Here is a 15,181-nt window from a genome sequence, read left to right as displayed (position 1 = left end):
AAAACAACAGGCGGCCCCAGGATTCCTCCCGAAGCCGCCCGTTCCGTTTCGCCTAGGCGCGCATCAGAACTTCATGCGCATGCCGGCGGTGTAGAAGCGTCCGCGCGGATCGTCGCCGATCGCGAAGCCGTCCCGCAGGCCGGCGCGCGTGCCGTTGCCCGAATAGGCGCCAGGAGGCGGAGCCTTGTCGAACAGGTTCTGGACGTTGGCGTAGACCTGCAGGTTGCCGAAGCTGACGTCAGGCTCCCAGGACACGTTCAGGCTGGTCGTGCCGAACGCGCTGACGCGGTTTTCGACCCAGACCTGGGTGGGATCGCCGCCGAGCTTCATGGCGTTGCGCCAGCGCTCGGTGATGTCCACCGTCACGCGTTCCAGCGGCTTGAAGCGCAGGAAGGCGGTCACGCGCACCGACGGCGTGGCGCCCAGGCCGCCCGGACCAAAGCCGACGCCGCCCTGATCGAGATCCGGCACGTTCGGCTGGATGTAGAGCAGCTCCGGTTGATAGGCCGTCAGCAGGCGAACGGTCATCGGGCGGTCGAACAGCGTGCCCGAATAGTTCGCCTCGAAGTCGACGCCCTTGGTCTTGATCTGCGACAGGTTGATCCGCTGGGTCAGCCACGCCGTGACGGCGTTGGCGGCCGACTTGTCGGTGTAGCCGAGCGGCCGGACCTGCAGCTGGCAGTACGGAGAGGTCCCCTTGCTGTCATAGCAGGCTTGCTGGATCGCCTGGGTCTGGCCCTGGATCTGGGTGATCGCATCGTTGATCGTGATCTTGTAGGCGTCGATCGCAAAGCTCAGGCCCGGCAGCGGCTTCCACACCAGGCCGCCCGTCAGTGTGTCGGCGATCTCGGCCTTCAGGCTCGGGTTGCCCTGGTCGATCGACGGGACGGTCGGGGCCTGGCCGGTCAGGAAGTCGGTCGGGCGGACCGTGACCGAGGTGATCGGCGAGAAAAGGTCGAACAGGGTGGGCGCCCGGATGTCGCGCGAGCGGGTCAGGCGCACGCGCAGGGGATCGGCGATCTCCCAAGCCGCGCCGACCTTCCAGGTCCAGTATTGGCCGCTGGTGTTGTACTTGGTGTAACGCGCCGCGCCGTTGACGTTCAGGTTCTTGGCGAACGCCTTGTCACGCAGCAGCGGGACATCCAGTTCGCCGGCCACTTCCCACACCGTCTGGCTGACGCCGTTCGGGGTCTGACCGAAGACGAACTCGTTGCGCGTCGCGCCGACGGTGCAGTTGAAGCGGATGCCGGTGCAGTTCACCAGATCAGCTGGCGTGGAGTCGCTGGCGGACTTGAAGGAGACCTTGCGCCACTCGCCAGACAGGGCGGCGTTGATCGGACCCGCGCCCAGGTCGAACAGGCTGTGTGAAACCTGGCCCGAGAAGTCGTCCATCTTGGTCACGGCGTCGTAGTGGATCGTCTCGGTGGCGTAGTTCAGCGCCGCATCGGACGAGGCCGTCGGCCCGAAGACGTTGATCGGCACGCAGCTGTCAGCCAGACCCGGGTTGGTCAGGGTGATGTTGCAGACGATCTTGCCCGAGGCGTCGGTGACGGCGTCGAGCGCCGCGCCCAGCTTCTGGCGGTTGATCGTGTTCTTCAGCGCCGTGGTCAGCTTGGTGTCGCCATGGACGTAGTCGACGGCCCAGGCGAAGCCGTTGGTTTCGCCAGAAAGGCCGGTGTTGAAGACCCACTGCTTGCTGTCGGCGTCGGCCGAGACGCGCGGCGCGCCAGCCATCAGCTTGCTGAACCGGAAGGTCGTCTCGGTCGTCGGGATCAGGGCCCGGTACTGCGCCGGAAGGAAGGCGTTGGTCCGGCTCAGGGTGATGGCGTTGAGCTGGTTGGTCTCTGCGAAGTTGGTGTTCTTCTTCAGATTGCCCGAGACCTGCGCGTAGAACTGGATGTCGTCGGAGACGTCATAATCCAGCCGCCCGAAGACCTGGTGGCCCTTGAGCCGCGCCACGAGGCCCGAGTCCCAGTAGCCGCCGTCGCCGCCAACCTGGACGCCCGTGGTGCCGGTCGCCGTACCGTTCTGGAAGGCGCTGAGCACGCCGTCGGTCTTGAAGACCTGATTGGCCAGCGCGCCCGTCGTGATCAAGCCGCCGAACGGGAACGCGCTCTGGCGCAGATTGCCTTGCAGCACGTACGGATTGGCCGTGGTGCCGAGGCCGGTGACGCCCCACTGGTTCAGCCAATCGCGGTCCGAGCGGCGATCGATGCCGTCTTCCTTCCGGAACTCGTAGCTGCCCTCGACGTGAAGTCGGTCAGACAGCGCCTTGCCGACGGCAAAGGCCGCGTCGAACTTCGCGCCGTCACTCTTCTCGGACAGACCAAGGCTGGTCTCGGCCCGCACGCCGTTGAACTTCTTGTTGATGACATAGTTCACCACGCCCGCGACGGCGTCCGAGCCATAGACCGCCGACACGCCGCCGGTGACCACGTCGACGCGCTCGACCAGCATCTGCGGGACGATGTCGACATCGACCACGCCGTTGAACAGGGTCGGCGGCACGCGCTTGCCGTCCATCAGGATCAGGGTGCGCACGGCGTCGAGGTTGCGGAGATTGAGCTGGTTGGCCGCCCCGTTGCCGCCGGCGGCCGTGCCGGTCGTCGTGGGGTTGCTGGTCGCGCCACGCGACCCGGCGAAGGTCGGCAGTGTGTTCAGCGCATCGGCGAGCGTCGAGCCGGGATTGGCCTTGGTCAGGTCCTCGGCCGCCACCACCGTCACCGGCGACGGGCTGGCGTCACCGTTCTTGATGACCCGCGACCCGGTGACCAGGATCTCGTCGACCTGAGTGGTGTCGGCGCCCTTGTCGGTCGCCGTTTGAGCAAATGCAGCCGTGGCCAACGCGGCGGCGCTGACGCCTGCAAGAAAAGCAGCGCTCGTGGTGAGCTTCCTCATCTATCCCTCCCTTACCGTCGAGAGATGACGCAGTCGTTCACGCGTCCGACCTCGACTGTTTTTTCTTATGGAGCGGCTTTTATCCATGCCGCGATTTGAGGATGCGTCGCCTCTTCGACATTCGGCTTATTGGTTTCGGGGGCGCGACCATTCATTTTCCGAACGATCGCGCGCCCGCACGCATCGGTTCAGCCCAGCGCGCCCGTGGCTTCGTCAAATAGCTCGTCGACCGACAGCTTGCGCGGGATGATCTTCTGGTCGAACGACCAGTCGATGGCCAGCTGCAGCCCCTTGCGGTTCGCCTCGACACCGAACGGCGGATAGACGGCCGGCGCGCCGCCCTCGGTCTGAGCGCGGCTCTCGACGATCATCCGGTAGATCTCGCGCACCACGTCGGGACGCTTCTTCGAAATGTCCTCGTTGACGACGAAGACGTGGTTGATCGGCACCACGTCCTCGCGCGCGAACCATTCTTTCGCGGCGTTGAACGGGTCCGGGACCAGGTACTGGACGCGCGGATCCTTGGGCAGGTCGACGCCTTGCAGGGTCGCGGCCAGTTCGCCGTCCAGCATCATCTGGCCAATGTCGGAGCCCTTGGGCAGGCGCACGCAGTTGGCCGGGTCGGAGTATTCCTCCAGGTGGCCGTCGCCCGTGGTCATCCAGGTGACCTTGTCGAGATCGACGCCGTACTCGTGGCGCAGCACGCCGCGGATCCACAAGCCCGTCGTCTGGGCGTAGGTGCGAACGCCGACCTGCTTGCCCTCGATGTCCTTGGGATCGAGGTGGCCCAGTTCCTTGTTGAATCCGGCGCAGTGGTGCTGGAAGCGGCCCGAGATCGGGGCCGGCAACATCACGTACGGCTTCCCGTAGCACTTGGCCTGCAGGTAGGTGACGATCGCCAGCTCGCCGGCGTCGTACTGGTTGCGGCGGACCATGTCCTTGAAGCCGTTGTGGGCCTGCTCCGGGCCGCAGTAGTCCAGCTTGACGATGTCCGAGGTCACCCGGCCATCCTTCATGGCCTTGGTGACCGGATAGTCGGCCAAGTTGGTCTTCAGCGTCAGGACGTTGGTCGTGGTGTCGGTCATGTCTATCCCCCTTTTTCGGGTTCTGGCGCTCTAGAGAGCGACCTCGATCAGCACCGGCCCCGCCTCGCGGACCGAGTTGACCATGCTCTTGTGGAAGTCCTCGGCCGTGGTGACGCGGTGCGAGGGGACCCCCATGCTGGTTCCCATCGCCACCCAGTCGATGCGCGGCTTGTCGATGTCGATCATCGCCAGGGCCTGCGGGCCCGGCGCGCCGAAACCCATGTTGGCGAATTCGGTCTTGAGGATCTGGTAGCTGTGGTTGGCGAAGATGATCGTCGTGACGTTCAGGCCTTCGCGCGCCTGGGTCCACAGCGACTGGATCGTGTACATGGCGCTGCCATCGCCCACCATGCAGAAGACCCGGCGGTCCGGGCAGGCCAGGGCCGCGCCGGTGGCCACGGGCGTGCCGTAGCCGATCGAGCCGCCCATGTTCTGGATGGTGTCGTGCGGCCGCGCGCCGGCGGTCAGCCCCATCGACTCCCGCCCCGTGGTCAGGGACTCGTCGACCAGGATGCAGTGCTCGGGCATGGCGCTGGCCAGGGCGTGCGCGATGCTGATCGGCTCCAGCTTGCCGGTCGGGACGCCGTTGTCGACGCGCTCCTGCAGTCGTGGTGCGACCTTGGGACCGCCCAGGGCGTCCAGGAGCATCTCCAGGCCCAGGACGCTGTCCTCGCCCGCGGTCACTAGGCTGTGCACCGAGGCTTCGGGCGACTTCAGCAGGCTCGGCTTGTCGGGATAGCTGAAGAACGCGATCGGCTCGCCGGTCTCGACCGTGACGATGTTCTTGAAGCCCTTCAGGAAGGCCACGGCCTGCGGCACCGCGTAGGGGATGCGCTCTAGCGGCACCCGCCCCGCCCCGCGCTCGATGCGGGTGCTGAAGAACTGGGTAGCCAGGCGCGCGCCGGTCTTGGCGGCCACCTGTCCGGCCAGCTCCAGCGCCTTGCCGCGCATGGCCTTGTTGCCGAGGATGATCAGGGTCGTCTCGTCGGCCTTCAAGACCTTGGCGACGTGGTCGACGCGGGCCTGGTCAGGCGCCTTGCGCTGGACCGTCGCGCGCGTGGTCTTCGGCGGCTCGCCGGCGTCGCCCCACGAGGTGTCGCCCGGCAGGATCAGGGTGGCGATCTGGCCCGGATGCTCGCCGGCCTTGGCGACCGCCGAGGCGGTGTCCAGCGCGATCGAGGACGAGCTGTCGGCGCGGCGGATCCAGTGGCTGAGCGGACGGGCCAGGCCCTCGATGTCCGAGGTCAGCGGCGCGTCGTACTTCAGGTGCGCGGTAGCGTGCTCGCCGATGATGTTGACCATCCCGGAGCTGGCGCGCTTGGCGTTGTGGATGTTGGCCAGGCCGTTGGCCAGGCCCGGGCCCAGGTGGAGCAGGGTCGAGGCCGGCTTGTCGCGCATGCGATACCAACCATCGGCCGCCCCGGTCGCCACGCCCTCGAACAGGCACAACACGCTCTTCATCCGGGGATTTTCCAGCGCCGCCAGGAAATGCATTTCCGACGTGCCGGGATTGGCGAAGCAGACCTCGACGCCCTGGTCGGCCAGCGTGTTCACAAGGCTTTCGGCGCCGTTCATCTCAACTCCTCCACATCGTCGGGAGCGCTTCGCGGCGCGTCCGTCTCAGGAGGAAGAGAGATCATTTCCAGGGCGCGGCGGCCCAATCCAAACGGGCCGGAAAGCGATAGATTTCCGGCCCTTCGCCGACTGTTTCAACACACAGCGCACCGTCCTGGCCCTTCGACAGGCTCAGGGTGAGGACGACTTTGCGGCAGTAGAAAACCTCACCCTGAGCTTGTCGAAGGGCGAGGCTTTCGGACCCTCAGTAACCGGCCAGTTCCTTGCCCTTGCCGACCACGCCGTACGAGCGCTGCGGAGCGGCCATCAGGAAGCGGTAGCCCTCGGCCAGCAGGCGATCGATATTGCCGGCGTTGGTGTGCGGATTGCCGACCGGCACGCCGTGGCGCACGCAGGTCTCGGCGACCTTCTTCATGGCGTCGCGGACGTCCGGATGGTCGTACTGGCGCGGGAAGCCCATCTCTTGGGACAGGTCGCCCTCCCCGATCAGCACGAAGCCGATGCCGGGCACCTCTTTCAGGATCTCGTCCAGGTTCTCGACACCCTTGACGCTCTCGATCATCAGGCCGACCAGCAGCTCGCCCTGGGGGGCCAGCGGCCAGACGTCGGCCTTGGCGTAGTATTCGGCCTGGGACAGGCCCCAGTAGCGGGCGGCGGTCGCGGGACCATCGCCGCGCACGCCGCGCGGTTCGTACAGCGGCGCGTTCTTCGGACGGCCATAGCGGCACGAGGCGACGGCGTTGTAGGCCTGGGCCACGTCGTTGATGTGCGGCCAGATCACGCCGTAGACGCCCCGGTCCAGCGCCTGCTTGGCGTAGGCCTGGTTCATCTCGACGCCATTGGCCGGGACACGAACGATCGGGGTGACCTGCGGCGCCAGGCTGGCGGCCGAGTGGATCTGCTTGCGGTTCAGCAGGTACTGCAGGGCATCGCCCAGGGCGGCCATGTCCCAGGGATTGTGCTCCATCTCGAACACCAGGCCGTCGTACGGCGAGTCCGAGAGGTCGATGGCGGACTGCTTGTCGGCCTTGGCGAAGCAGGTGAAGGCCGGCTTACCGGCCTCCCAGGCGCGGATGATGCCGTTCAGGCGCGTGTCGCTCATGCGGGTATCGTTCTTTCTCGTCGGGCCGCTTAGGCGGTCTCTTCGGGGTTCCAGTACATGAAGCCCATGCCCTCGCCGGTCCCGGCGGGGGTGCGCCAGCACGGCACGTAGTCGACCAGCTTCATCTGGGCGCCGGTGTGCTGGAGAGCCATCATGACGATGCTGTAGATCTTCACCTCGGAAGTGCCCGACTGGTAGTAGCCGTCGGGGATCGCGGCGAGGCCGTCGTAGTCGTAGGCCGCCAGCTTCCCCATCACGTCGCGGTCGAATTCCTCGTCATTGACGAAGTGCGACAGGCCGCCCGAGGCGATCACAGCGACGCGAACGTCGTCGGGCCAGGCCTCGATCGCGTCGCGCAGCACGCGGCCGAACTGGATGCAGCGGTCCATCGACGGCTGGGTCGGCGGATAGAACAGGTTGAACAGCACCGGCACGTGCGGCGGCGGCTGGTCGCCCATGATCTGATGGTAGACGAAGCTGTAGGCGTGCGGGACGACCGGATAGTCCGGGCGCATGCCCTGGCGCTGCTCCATCCAGACGTTCTCGGGCCAGGCCTGCAGGTCGTTGAGGTCGAAACCTTCCTTCTGGAAGGTCTTGATCAGATAGGTCGCCAGCTCCGGATAGGCCTTGTGCACCACGTGGTGGTCGGGCGCGTAGACGCTGCGCTGGGGCGGACCGTTGTGGATGTCCTCACCGGTATAGATGGTGATCGAGGGCGACTGGTCGGGCCAGATCTCCTTTTGGTCCTTGCCCAGCACGATGGCGACATCGACGTTCGCCCGGGCATAGGCCTCGGCCATCCTGTCCAGCGCGGCGCGGCAGCGACCGGCGCGCTCGGTGCGCTCCTCGATCGTCAGGAACGGCTCGAAGGCCGCGCCGCGATGGGCTTCCAGCTCCGGATAGGTCCAGGTGCGGTTCTGGAACCACAGCTCGGGGTTCTTGCGATCCCGCTCGCCGTTCTTCAGCCAGTCCTCGGGGGCCTGCCCCAGCATGCCGCTGTGCGGCACGGCCATGCCAAACACGATCTTGGCCATCTACGCGTCTCCTCGGTTGGCATGACCTAGGGGCTCGGCCCCAGGGCGCGCCAATTCGTTTCAGGGCGGGCGTGATCGCTTCACACCCGCCGGCTTGTTCAGACCACCACGCCTTCGGGCACCTTCGGGGCCCAGTCGCGACGCAGGACGAACAGGGTCGTCAGGGCGCCCAGCAGCAGGAAGGCGAAGATCACGTACATCGGGACCGTGTAGCCGCCGCTGACGTCCAGCAGCCAACCCGACAGGATCGGCGCGACCATGCCGGCCAGGCTGACGGCGACCTGCTGGATGCCCGTGACCACGCCGACGGCGGGCTTGGGGATCAGGGTCAGGCGGCAGAGGGCCAGGTTGTTGGCAGTCGCCAGGCCCAGGCCCGACAGCGAGAACACGTTCCAGAACAGCGCCACGGCCGTGTTGTCGGTCTTGGCGCCCAGGATCACCGTCGAGGCGACCAGGAAGCCGGCGACCACGAAGCTCTTGCGCACCACCACCGCGTCGCCGCCCCGGGCGATCAACTTGTCAGCCGTCCAGCCCGCGACCAGCGCCACGATGGCGATGCCGGCGAAACTGAAGAAGGAATAGAGGCCCATCTTCTCCAGCGTCAGGCCGCGATGCTCGACCAGATAGGCCGGCATCCAGGTCATGCAGTAGAAGGTGAAGTAGTTGTAGCAGAAGTTGACCACCAAGGTGCCCCAGACCAGCGGGCTGGCCAGGATGTTCTTGATCGGCAACGCCGAGGCCTTGGCGCGCACGGCGACCATGTCGCTCTTCTGGGGCAGGTCGTTCTTGACCATGAACAGCCATGGCAGCAGCCAGACCAAGCCGACGGCGCCGGTGATGATGAACATGGCCCGCCAGTCGTGGGCGATGATCAGCCAGGCCGCGACCGGCGCGCCGATGGCCGGGCCGAACTTGTTGCCCAGCATGTAGAGGCCGACGGCCGTGCCGCTCTGCCCCTCATGGAAGTTGTTGCGGATCCAGCGATAGCTGGCCGGCACCACCACAGCCTCGGCCGCGCCGACGATCAGGCGCATGACGATCAGGGCGGCCAGGGTCGTCGTCAGCCCCGTCGCCGCCGAGGCGACGCACCAGAGGACGAAGCAGATCGTATAGGGGACCTTCACGCCATAGCGGTCGACCACCCAGCCCATCGGGATTTGCAGCGCAGCGTACGACCAGAAGAACGCCGAGTTGATCCAGCCTCGGTCGAGGTTGGACAGGTGGAAATGCTCCTTGAACGACGGCACCGCCAAGGCCGACGAGATGCTGGTGCGGTCGACGAACGCGATCAACGCCCCTACGGCCAGCAGAGCCAGGATCGACCACCGCTTCCAGGCGGGCGGGCTGGTGGTTTCGGCGGTCGCAACGTTGTCGACCGTAGGCTTACTGACGCTGGCCATTATCTTTTCTCCCCTGCCCTACTTATGCGCCGAGCTTGGGATAGAGCGACAGGGCCGTCTTGCCGAACACCCATTCCTGGTCCTCGGCCGACAGCGTCGAGAGACGTTCCTGGGCAGTCGCCAGGATCTCGGCCAGCGTGCCCGGCGAGGTCGGGAAGTTCGAGCCCCAGGCCAGGCGCTTGGCGCCGAACACCTCGACCAGCTTCGGGAACCAGGTCTCCGGCGTCGCCTTGCCCTTGGTGCTGTCACCCATGATCCGGGGCGTCAGCTTCATGTAGATCGACGGCAGGTCGGCAAGGTCGAACAGGCTCTGGGCGTCGGCATAGGGAGGGCCGTCGGCGACCTCGGGGCGACCCAGGTGGTCGAGGATGATCGGCACGTTCGGGAAGCGCACGGCCAGGGCCCGCACCTGCGGCAGGCCGACGGGGCCGGTCTGAATGCACATGGTCAGGCCCAGCTCGCCGAGCAACTCCCAGGCCGGATAGGCGCTCTCGTCCTCCAGCTCGGTGGGGTCGAAGTCCTTGGTGCTGCCGCCGGTGAAGATGCGCAGGCCGGCCAGGCCCTTGTCGGTCCAGGCCTTGATCGTCTCGACCGCGTCGGGCGCCCGCACATCGACCGAGCCGACGGCGATCAGGCGGTCGGCGTGAGCGTTGCACGCGTCCACGACATAGCTGTTGTCGAAGCCGTAGGTGGTCGACGAATGGACCACGGCCGCCTTGTCGACGCCCGCCTCGTCCATGGCCGCGATCAGGGTCTCGACCACGCAAGGCCGCTCCTGGGACCAGTCCGAGCGCCTGCCGAACAAGGGCGCCGGCGGATAGCGGCCCTCGTCATCCGAGATCACGTGCGGATGGATGTCGATGACCGAGGACATAGGCGCTCCCTAGCGTGGCTTCCGACGGGCTCGTCGCCGTCGTTTGTTCGAAGCCATCGTCCTTGAGATCGCCGCTCGGGAGCAGTCGAAGCTATGCGGCGAGATATAAGTTTAGGGCCGCCCGAAAACGCGAAAGGCGCGATACGGATTTCCCGCATCGCGCCTTCGCAATCACTTGAAACGTCTAACCTATTTGCCGCGCGCCTTCAGGTGCGCATCGAGGCGCGGATAGACCCGGCGGGCGTTGCCTTCATAGATGTTGTAGCGGTCCTCGTCGGTCAGGCTGACGCATGCGTCGACATAGCGCTTGGTGTCATCGAAGTAGTAGCCGGTGTCGGGATCCTTGCCGCGCACGGCGCCGATCATCTCCGAGCCGAACAGCACGTTCTTGGACGGGATCACCTTGGTCAGCAGATCCACGCCCGGGTGGTGATAGACGCAGCTGTCGAAGAAGATGTTGTCCAGCAAGCCTTCCAGCGGCCGGTTGGCCATCTCCAGCGACATGCCGCGATAGCGACCCCAGTGATAGGGCACCGCGCCGCCGCCATGCGGAATGACCAGACGCAGGGTCGGGAAATCCTTGAAGAGATCGCTCTGCAGGATCTGCATGAACACCGAGGTGTCGGCGTTCAGATAGTGCGCGCCGGTGCCGTGGAAGTTCGGATTGCACGAGGCCGCCACGTGGACCATGGCCGGCACGTCGAGGTCGCACAGAGCCTCGAACAGCGGGTACCACTCGCGATCGGTCAGCGGCTTGCCGGTCCAGTAGCCGCCGGTCGGGTCCGGGTTCAGGTTGGCGCCGACGAAGCCCAGTTCCTCGACGCAGCGACGCAGTTCGGGGATCGAGTTGGCGGGCGGCGCGCCCGGCGATTGCGGCAGCTGGCAGACCGGCACGAAGTTGTCCGGATAGATCTCCGTCACCCGCTTGACCAGGTCGTTGGAAATCTCGGCCCATTCCAGGCTGGTGCGCTCATTGCCCAGGTGGTGACTCATCAGGCCGGCGATCGGCGAGAACAGGGTCAGGTCGCTGCCCCGCTCCTGCTGCAGCTTCAGCTGGCCATTGCCGACGCCTTCGCGGATCTCGTCGTCGCTGACGTGAGCGGCGGACCTGGGTGGCGCGTTGACCGGGTCGTTGGCGGCGTCCACCTGAGCCTGACGGAAGTCGCGGAACGACTTGGGGACGGTGGTGAAGTGGCCGTGGCAGTCGATGATCATGGTCTTGGTTCCTCGGCTCACAGCTTGTCCGGATCGACGAACAGCTCGTCCATGCTCATGCGCTTGGGGGTAAGGCCCTGGGCGAAGGCGGTGCGCTCAAGCGCCTCGATGGTCGGGCGGTTGGCCTCGATGCCATAGGGCAGCGGGTCGGGACCGACGATGTCCATCAGCTTGACGTACTTCTTCTCGGTGGCGTCCTGCGGGCCGTTGGCCTTCACGCGCTCCAGCCACTCGTCCTTGGCCTGCTTGAACGCGTTGTAAAGCGAGGTGGCGAGCCAGGGGTGCTCGGCCAGCACCGAGTCCTTGACCACGATCGTGCCGTGCATCGGATAGACACCCGTGCGGCGGAAGTAGTCGGCTTCCAGCTCGGCGGCGTTGGGCAGCAGGTCCGGATAGTTGGCCTCGACCTCCTGCCAGCCGCCCGTCGGCGCGCCGGTGCGGCCGATTCCCGCCGCGCCCTCGACGCCGGCCGAAAGCTCGCCGTCAGCCATCATGTCGGCCAGCGGACGCGTGGCGTGGATCACGTTGCCGGGCAGCTCCAGCTGTTGGACGTGCTCCTCGTCATCGACGACCCAAGTCACCTTGGAGGCGTCCAGGCCGCAGTCATCCATCAGCGCCTGGCGCAGCCAGACGCCCGTCGTGACCGAATAGGCGCGGACGCCGACCTTCTTGCCTTCCAGATCCTTGGGCGTGACGATCCCGGCGTCCGGACGGATCAGCATGCCCGAGTGGTGGAAGCGGCGGACCACGAAGATCGGCAGCGCCACGAACGGCGCGCCATAGGCCCGGGCGATGATGTAGGTCGTCGGCGCCAGCTCGCAGACGTCGAACTCGACATCACGGACCATGCGCCGGAAAGCGCCGATCTGCGGCTTGACGGTGATGATCTCGGCCTCGACGCCCTCGATGGGGATCGAGCCGTTGCGGATGGCCGACGTGTGCGGGTGCTCCGCTACGGCGATCTTCAGATGTACCTTCCCGGCCAATTTCCTCTCCTCAGGACTCATCAGTATCCGGGGAATTGGCCGTGGTCATCGGACCAGCGGGCGCCCCCGTTCGTCCTGACAAAGGCGTTCGACCTTGCTTCATCGCAACCGGCCCGCCGCGAAACCTTGAGGGCGCGCGCCATTTCCTATCGGCGCGGCGCGGTCGGAGCGATAGGTTCGCCGCGACCGGCGATAAGTTTTGCGTCGCATCGCGTAATAGAAGGGGCGTATTCGAACATGTTTCTTATCGCCCCCTCGCCCCAGATAGGCGCAAGCGCACACGTTTCCAGAGAAACGAAATATCGTCACCAACATACGGTAAAAGCTACGGAATTTCCGACCGTTTCTCAAAATTCCGCTCATTGATCGGGGCGCTATTGACCGCGTCCAACAGTCATTTTCATCTCGGATCTCGACGTTCTCGCCCCAAGTTCGCCGGCTTGCACCCCGATTGATTCCTGTTACCGCTGCGTGATCGGAGGAACGAAAATGATCGACATGGATCCTGAAAGCAGGGCCGCGTCGCTGAGCTTCCGGCAGCTGAAGCTGTTCGAAAGCGTCGGCCGCCTGAACAGCGTTCGCAGGGCTTCGGAAGAGTGCAATCTCTCCCAGCCGGCGGTGACCCAGGCGCTGGCCAAGCTGGAACAGCAGATCGGCGCCATACTGCTTGAGCGCCGCGCCAGCGGCAGCTATCTCAACGAGCTGGGCGAGATCTTCCACCGCCGCACCACGCGCCTGTTCGAACAGTTCGAGCAGGCCCTGATCGCCCTGGGCGTGCCCGGTGGTCCCGAGGCCGCGCCGGTGATCGCCAAGCGCATCTCCCGCTCCCAGGCCCGCAGCCTGATCGCCATCGTCGAGAGTGGATCCTTCGCCGAGGCCGCCCAGGCCCTGGACCTGTCGCAGGCTTCGCTGCAACGCGCCGCCCGCGACCTGGAAGGCAACCTCAAGAAGTCGATCTACTACCGCACCGCCGCCGGCGTGATGGTCACCCCGGCCGGCGTCGAGTTCGGCCGTCGCATCAAGCTGGCCACTCAGGAGATCGAGTGGGGCATCCACGAGATCGAGGCCGCCCAAGGCAGCGCCGCCAGCCAGATCGCCATCGGCGCCATGCCGTTCGGCGGCAGTGTGCTGCTGGCCTCGGTGCTGGACGAGTTCGTCCGCGCCAATCCCAAGGTCGACGTCAAGATCGTCAACGAAAGCGCCTCGGAGATGCTGAAGCGCCTGCGCGACGGCGAGGTCGATTTCGTGATCGGCCTGGTGCAGGAGACCAAGGGCGAGGACCTGACCAATGAGGCCCTGGCTCGCACCCCCTACACCGTCGTCGCCCGCCGCGGCCATCCGCTGGCGCGCAAGGGCAGCATCGGGGTTGAGGACCTGATGCAGTACGACTGGGTCGTCGGCACCACCGGCGCCAGCCGCCGCGCCTGTTTCGAGCGCCTGTTCGAAGGCAAGGTCGCGCCGCAGACCTCGATCGCCACCAGCGCCCTGCCGATCGTCCGTCACCTGCTCTCGCGCAGCGACCGCCTGGCCCTGATGACCTCGTACGAGCTGATGCACGAGAACGAGCTGGTCTCCCTGCCCTTCGGTCCGATCGACCCGGCGCCCGCCATCGGCGTGACCATGCGCTCGGGCTGGCTGCCGACCAAGCTGCACGAGGCGTTCATCGATCTCCTGCGCCGCCACACGGCCGACGCCACGACGCCGACCATGCTGCGGAAGGCTGGCTAACGGGTTTCCAATCGCTCCCACCGTCGAACTTGGCGGCGCAGGGTTGCCCCTCGGCTACCCTGCGCCCAACTCGACAGCGCGCCGAAGACCTGAGAAGCACGCGCCAGGGAGATGCCGATGACCGATTCCAAGCTGCACTCGCCGACCCGTCGCGCGGTCACCGCCGGAGCCCTAGGCCTTCTGGCCACTCCGACCGCACAGGCCGCACCGAAGGGCGAGCAACTGGTCTATGTCGGCACGCAGGGCAACGAGGCCGGCCAAGGCGTCTTCGCCGCGCGGCTCGACACCAATACCGGCAAGCTGACCGCCATCGGCGTGGTCGCGGAACTGGCGCGCCCCACCTGGATCGTCGCCCATCCCAGCAGTCCCAAGCTCTACGCAGTCAGCGAGACTGGCAACGACGGCAAGGCGCAGGGCAAGATCCATGGGCTGAAGGCCGATCCGAAGACGGGCGCGCTTACCCTGGTCTCGACCGTGGATTCCGGCGGCGGCGGGCCGACGAACCTAGCCCTGGATGCGAAAGGCGCCGGCCTGCTGGTCGCCCACTACGGCTCCGGCCACGTCGCCGCCCTGCCCGTCCTCAAGGCCGGCGGAACCGGACCGGTCGCCTCCGTCCAAGCCAACCAGGGTTCGGGCCCTTCGCCCCGCCAGAAGAGCGCTCACGCCCACGGCGTGGTGCTGGATCCGAGCGGCAAGTACGCTCTTGTCGCCGATCTGGGCGCGGACAAGATCTTCGTCCATCCCTATGACCGCCGAGCCCGCCGCCTGTCGCCGGCCGCGGCCACCTCCGCGAGCGTCCCGCCCGGAACGGGTCCGCGCCACCTGGCCTTTCACCCGAACGGCCGCTTCGTCTTCCTGATCAGCGAGCTGGTCCCGGCGATCCGCACCTTCAGTTGGGACGCCGACAAGGGCGCCCTGCAGGAACTCAGCGCCATCCGCGCCGGCGGCGATCCGCCGATCAACGGCGCCGAGATCGCGGTCAGCCGCGACGGCCGCTTCGTCTACGCCTCGATCCGCGTCGAGCACGTGATCGTCGCCTATGAGGTCGACCAGGAAACCGGCGCCCTGACCGAAATCCAACGCATCCCCTCCGGCGGCCAGACGCCCTGGAGCTTCGGGATCGATCCGAGCGGTCGCTGGCTGCTGGCGACTAACCAGGCTTCGGGCACGGTCACCGTCCTGGCCCGCGATCCAGCCACCGGCAAGCTGACCGCCACGGGCCAATCCGTCCCGGTCTTCAAGCCGACCAGCATCGCCTTCCTCGCCAGCTAGAGAGCCCCCACC

The 15,181-nt window shown here is 66.4% G+C and carries 11 protein-coding genes and 1 pseudogene; 3 read left to right on the top strand and 9 right to left on the bottom strand.

Going from position 1 to position 15,181, the window contains the following annotated elements; genetic code table 11:
• Positions 1 to 63 precede the first annotated feature (63 nt).
• The 3 genes from AC07NN_RS07125 to AC07NN_RS07115 form a co-directional block, all read right to left on the bottom strand.
• On the bottom strand, positions 64 to 2,898 hold the full coding sequence (locus AC07NN_RS07125) for a TonB-dependent receptor domain-containing protein (RefSeq protein ID WP_494638957.1): 2,835 nt from the start codon (positions 2,896 to 2,898) through the stop codon (positions 64 to 66).
• Positions 2,899 to 3,086: 188 nt separating this feature from the next.
• Complete coding sequence (locus AC07NN_RS07120; RefSeq protein ID WP_494638955.1) at positions 3,087 to 3,983, bottom strand: substrate-binding domain-containing protein; 897 nt, start codon at positions 3,981 to 3,983, stop codon at positions 3,087 to 3,089.
• A 30-nt stretch (positions 3,984 to 4,013) separates the two neighbouring features.
• On the bottom strand, positions 4,014 to 5,558 hold the full coding sequence (locus tag AC07NN_RS07115; protein ID WP_494638953.1) for an acetolactate synthase large subunit: 1,545 nt from the start codon (positions 5,556 to 5,558) through the stop codon (positions 4,014 to 4,016).
• 106 nt (positions 5,559 to 5,664) lie between these two features.
• On the opposite strand from AC07NN_RS07115, the pseudogene AC07NN_RS07110 reads away from it, so the two are divergent.
• A pseudogene (locus AC07NN_RS07110) lies at positions 5,665 to 5,795 on the top strand (hypothetical protein); the annotation flags it as partial.
• A 7-nt stretch (positions 5,796 to 5,802) separates the two neighbouring features.
• On the opposite strand, the gene AC07NN_RS07105 reads toward AC07NN_RS07110, so the two are convergent.
• The 6 genes from AC07NN_RS07105 to AC07NN_RS07080 form a co-directional block, all read right to left on the bottom strand.
• Positions 5,803 to 6,660, bottom strand: a complete 858-nt coding sequence (locus AC07NN_RS07105; RefSeq protein WP_494638951.1) for an HpcH/HpaI aldolase family protein — start codon at positions 6,658 to 6,660, stop codon at positions 5,803 to 5,805.
• Positions 6,661 to 6,689: 29 nt separating this feature from the next.
• Positions 6,690 to 7,694 carry a DODA-type extradiol aromatic ring-opening family dioxygenase gene (locus AC07NN_RS07100; protein ID WP_494638949.1) on the bottom strand — a complete coding sequence of 335 codons (1,005 nt, stop codon included), beginning with the start codon at positions 7,692 to 7,694 and terminating at the stop codon, positions 6,690 to 6,692.
• Positions 7,695 to 7,792: 98 nt separating this feature from the next.
• Positions 7,793 to 9,094, bottom strand: a complete 1,302-nt coding sequence (locus tag AC07NN_RS07095) for an MFS transporter (protein WP_494638947.1) — start codon at positions 9,092 to 9,094, stop codon at positions 7,793 to 7,795.
• A gap of 22 nt (positions 9,095 to 9,116) precedes the next feature.
• Positions 9,117 to 9,968, bottom strand: a complete 852-nt coding sequence (locus AC07NN_RS07090) for an amidohydrolase family protein (RefSeq protein WP_494638945.1) — start codon at positions 9,966 to 9,968, stop codon at positions 9,117 to 9,119.
• Positions 9,969 to 10,157: 189 nt separating this feature from the next.
• Entirely contained in the window at positions 10,158 to 11,183 is a 1,026-nt protein-coding gene (locus AC07NN_RS07085; RefSeq protein WP_494638943.1) for an amidohydrolase family protein, read from the bottom strand.
• Positions 11,184 to 11,200: 17 nt separating this feature from the next.
• Positions 11,201 to 12,169 (bottom strand): ABC transporter substrate-binding protein, encoded by a 969-nt coding sequence (locus tag AC07NN_RS07080; RefSeq protein ID WP_494638941.1) that lies wholly within the window; start codon positions 12,167 to 12,169, stop codon positions 11,201 to 11,203.
• A gap of 489 nt (positions 12,170 to 12,658) precedes the next feature.
• Between AC07NN_RS07080 and AC07NN_RS07075 the strand changes: the two genes are divergently transcribed.
• Both AC07NN_RS07075 and AC07NN_RS07070 read left to right on the top strand, forming a co-directional pair.
• Positions 12,659 to 13,897: a LysR family transcriptional regulator gene (locus AC07NN_RS07075; RefSeq protein ID WP_494638939.1), complete on the top strand. Its 1,239-nt coding sequence runs from the start codon at positions 12,659 to 12,661 to the stop codon at positions 13,895 to 13,897.
• A 117-nt stretch (positions 13,898 to 14,014) separates the two neighbouring features.
• On the top strand, positions 14,015 to 15,169 hold the full coding sequence (locus tag AC07NN_RS07070; RefSeq protein ID WP_494638937.1) for a lactonase family protein: 1,155 nt from the start codon (positions 14,015 to 14,017) through the stop codon (positions 15,167 to 15,169).
• Positions 15,170 to 15,181: the final 12 nt, after the last annotated feature.

This window comes from Caulobacter sp. GW821-FHT09H08, from assembly GCF_059415885.1.
The sequence above is the reverse complement of the archived record's forward strand: the minus strand, read 5'-3'. Positions and strand labels throughout refer to the sequence as shown.

Coding starts and splice junctions, on each gene's coding strand:
- AC07NN_RS07090 (WP_494638945.1), bottom strand. CDS start 9,968: ATGTCCTCGGTCATCGACATCCATCCGCACGTGATCTCGGATGACGAG.
- AC07NN_RS07095 (WP_494638947.1), bottom strand. CDS start 9,094: ATGGCCAGCGTCAGTAAGCCTACGGTCGACAACGTTGCGACCGCCGAA.
- AC07NN_RS07070 (WP_494638937.1), top strand. CDS start 14,015: ATGACCGATTCCAAGCTGCACTCGCCGACCCGTCGCGCGGTCACCGCC.
- AC07NN_RS07125 (WP_494638957.1), bottom strand. CDS start 2,898: ATGAGGAAGCTCACCACGAGCGCTGCTTTTCTTGCAGGCGTCAGCGCC.
- AC07NN_RS07075 (WP_494638939.1), top strand. CDS start 12,659: ATGATCGACATGGATCCTGAAAGCAGGGCCGCGTCGCTGAGCTTCCGG.
- AC07NN_RS07085 (WP_494638943.1), bottom strand. CDS start 11,183: ATGATCATCGACTGCCACGGCCACTTCACCACCGTCCCCAAGTCGTTC.
- AC07NN_RS07115 (WP_494638953.1), bottom strand. CDS start 5,558: ATGAACGGCGCCGAAAGCCTTGTGAACACGCTGGCCGACCAGGGCGTC.
- AC07NN_RS07105 (WP_494638951.1), bottom strand. CDS start 6,660: ATGAGCGACACGCGCCTGAACGGCATCATCCGCGCCTGGGAGGCCGGT.
- AC07NN_RS07100 (WP_494638949.1), bottom strand. CDS start 7,694: ATGGCCAAGATCGTGTTTGGCATGGCCGTGCCGCACAGCGGCATGCTG.
- AC07NN_RS07120 (WP_494638955.1), bottom strand. CDS start 3,983: ATGACCGACACCACGACCAACGTCCTGACGCTGAAGACCAACTTGGCC.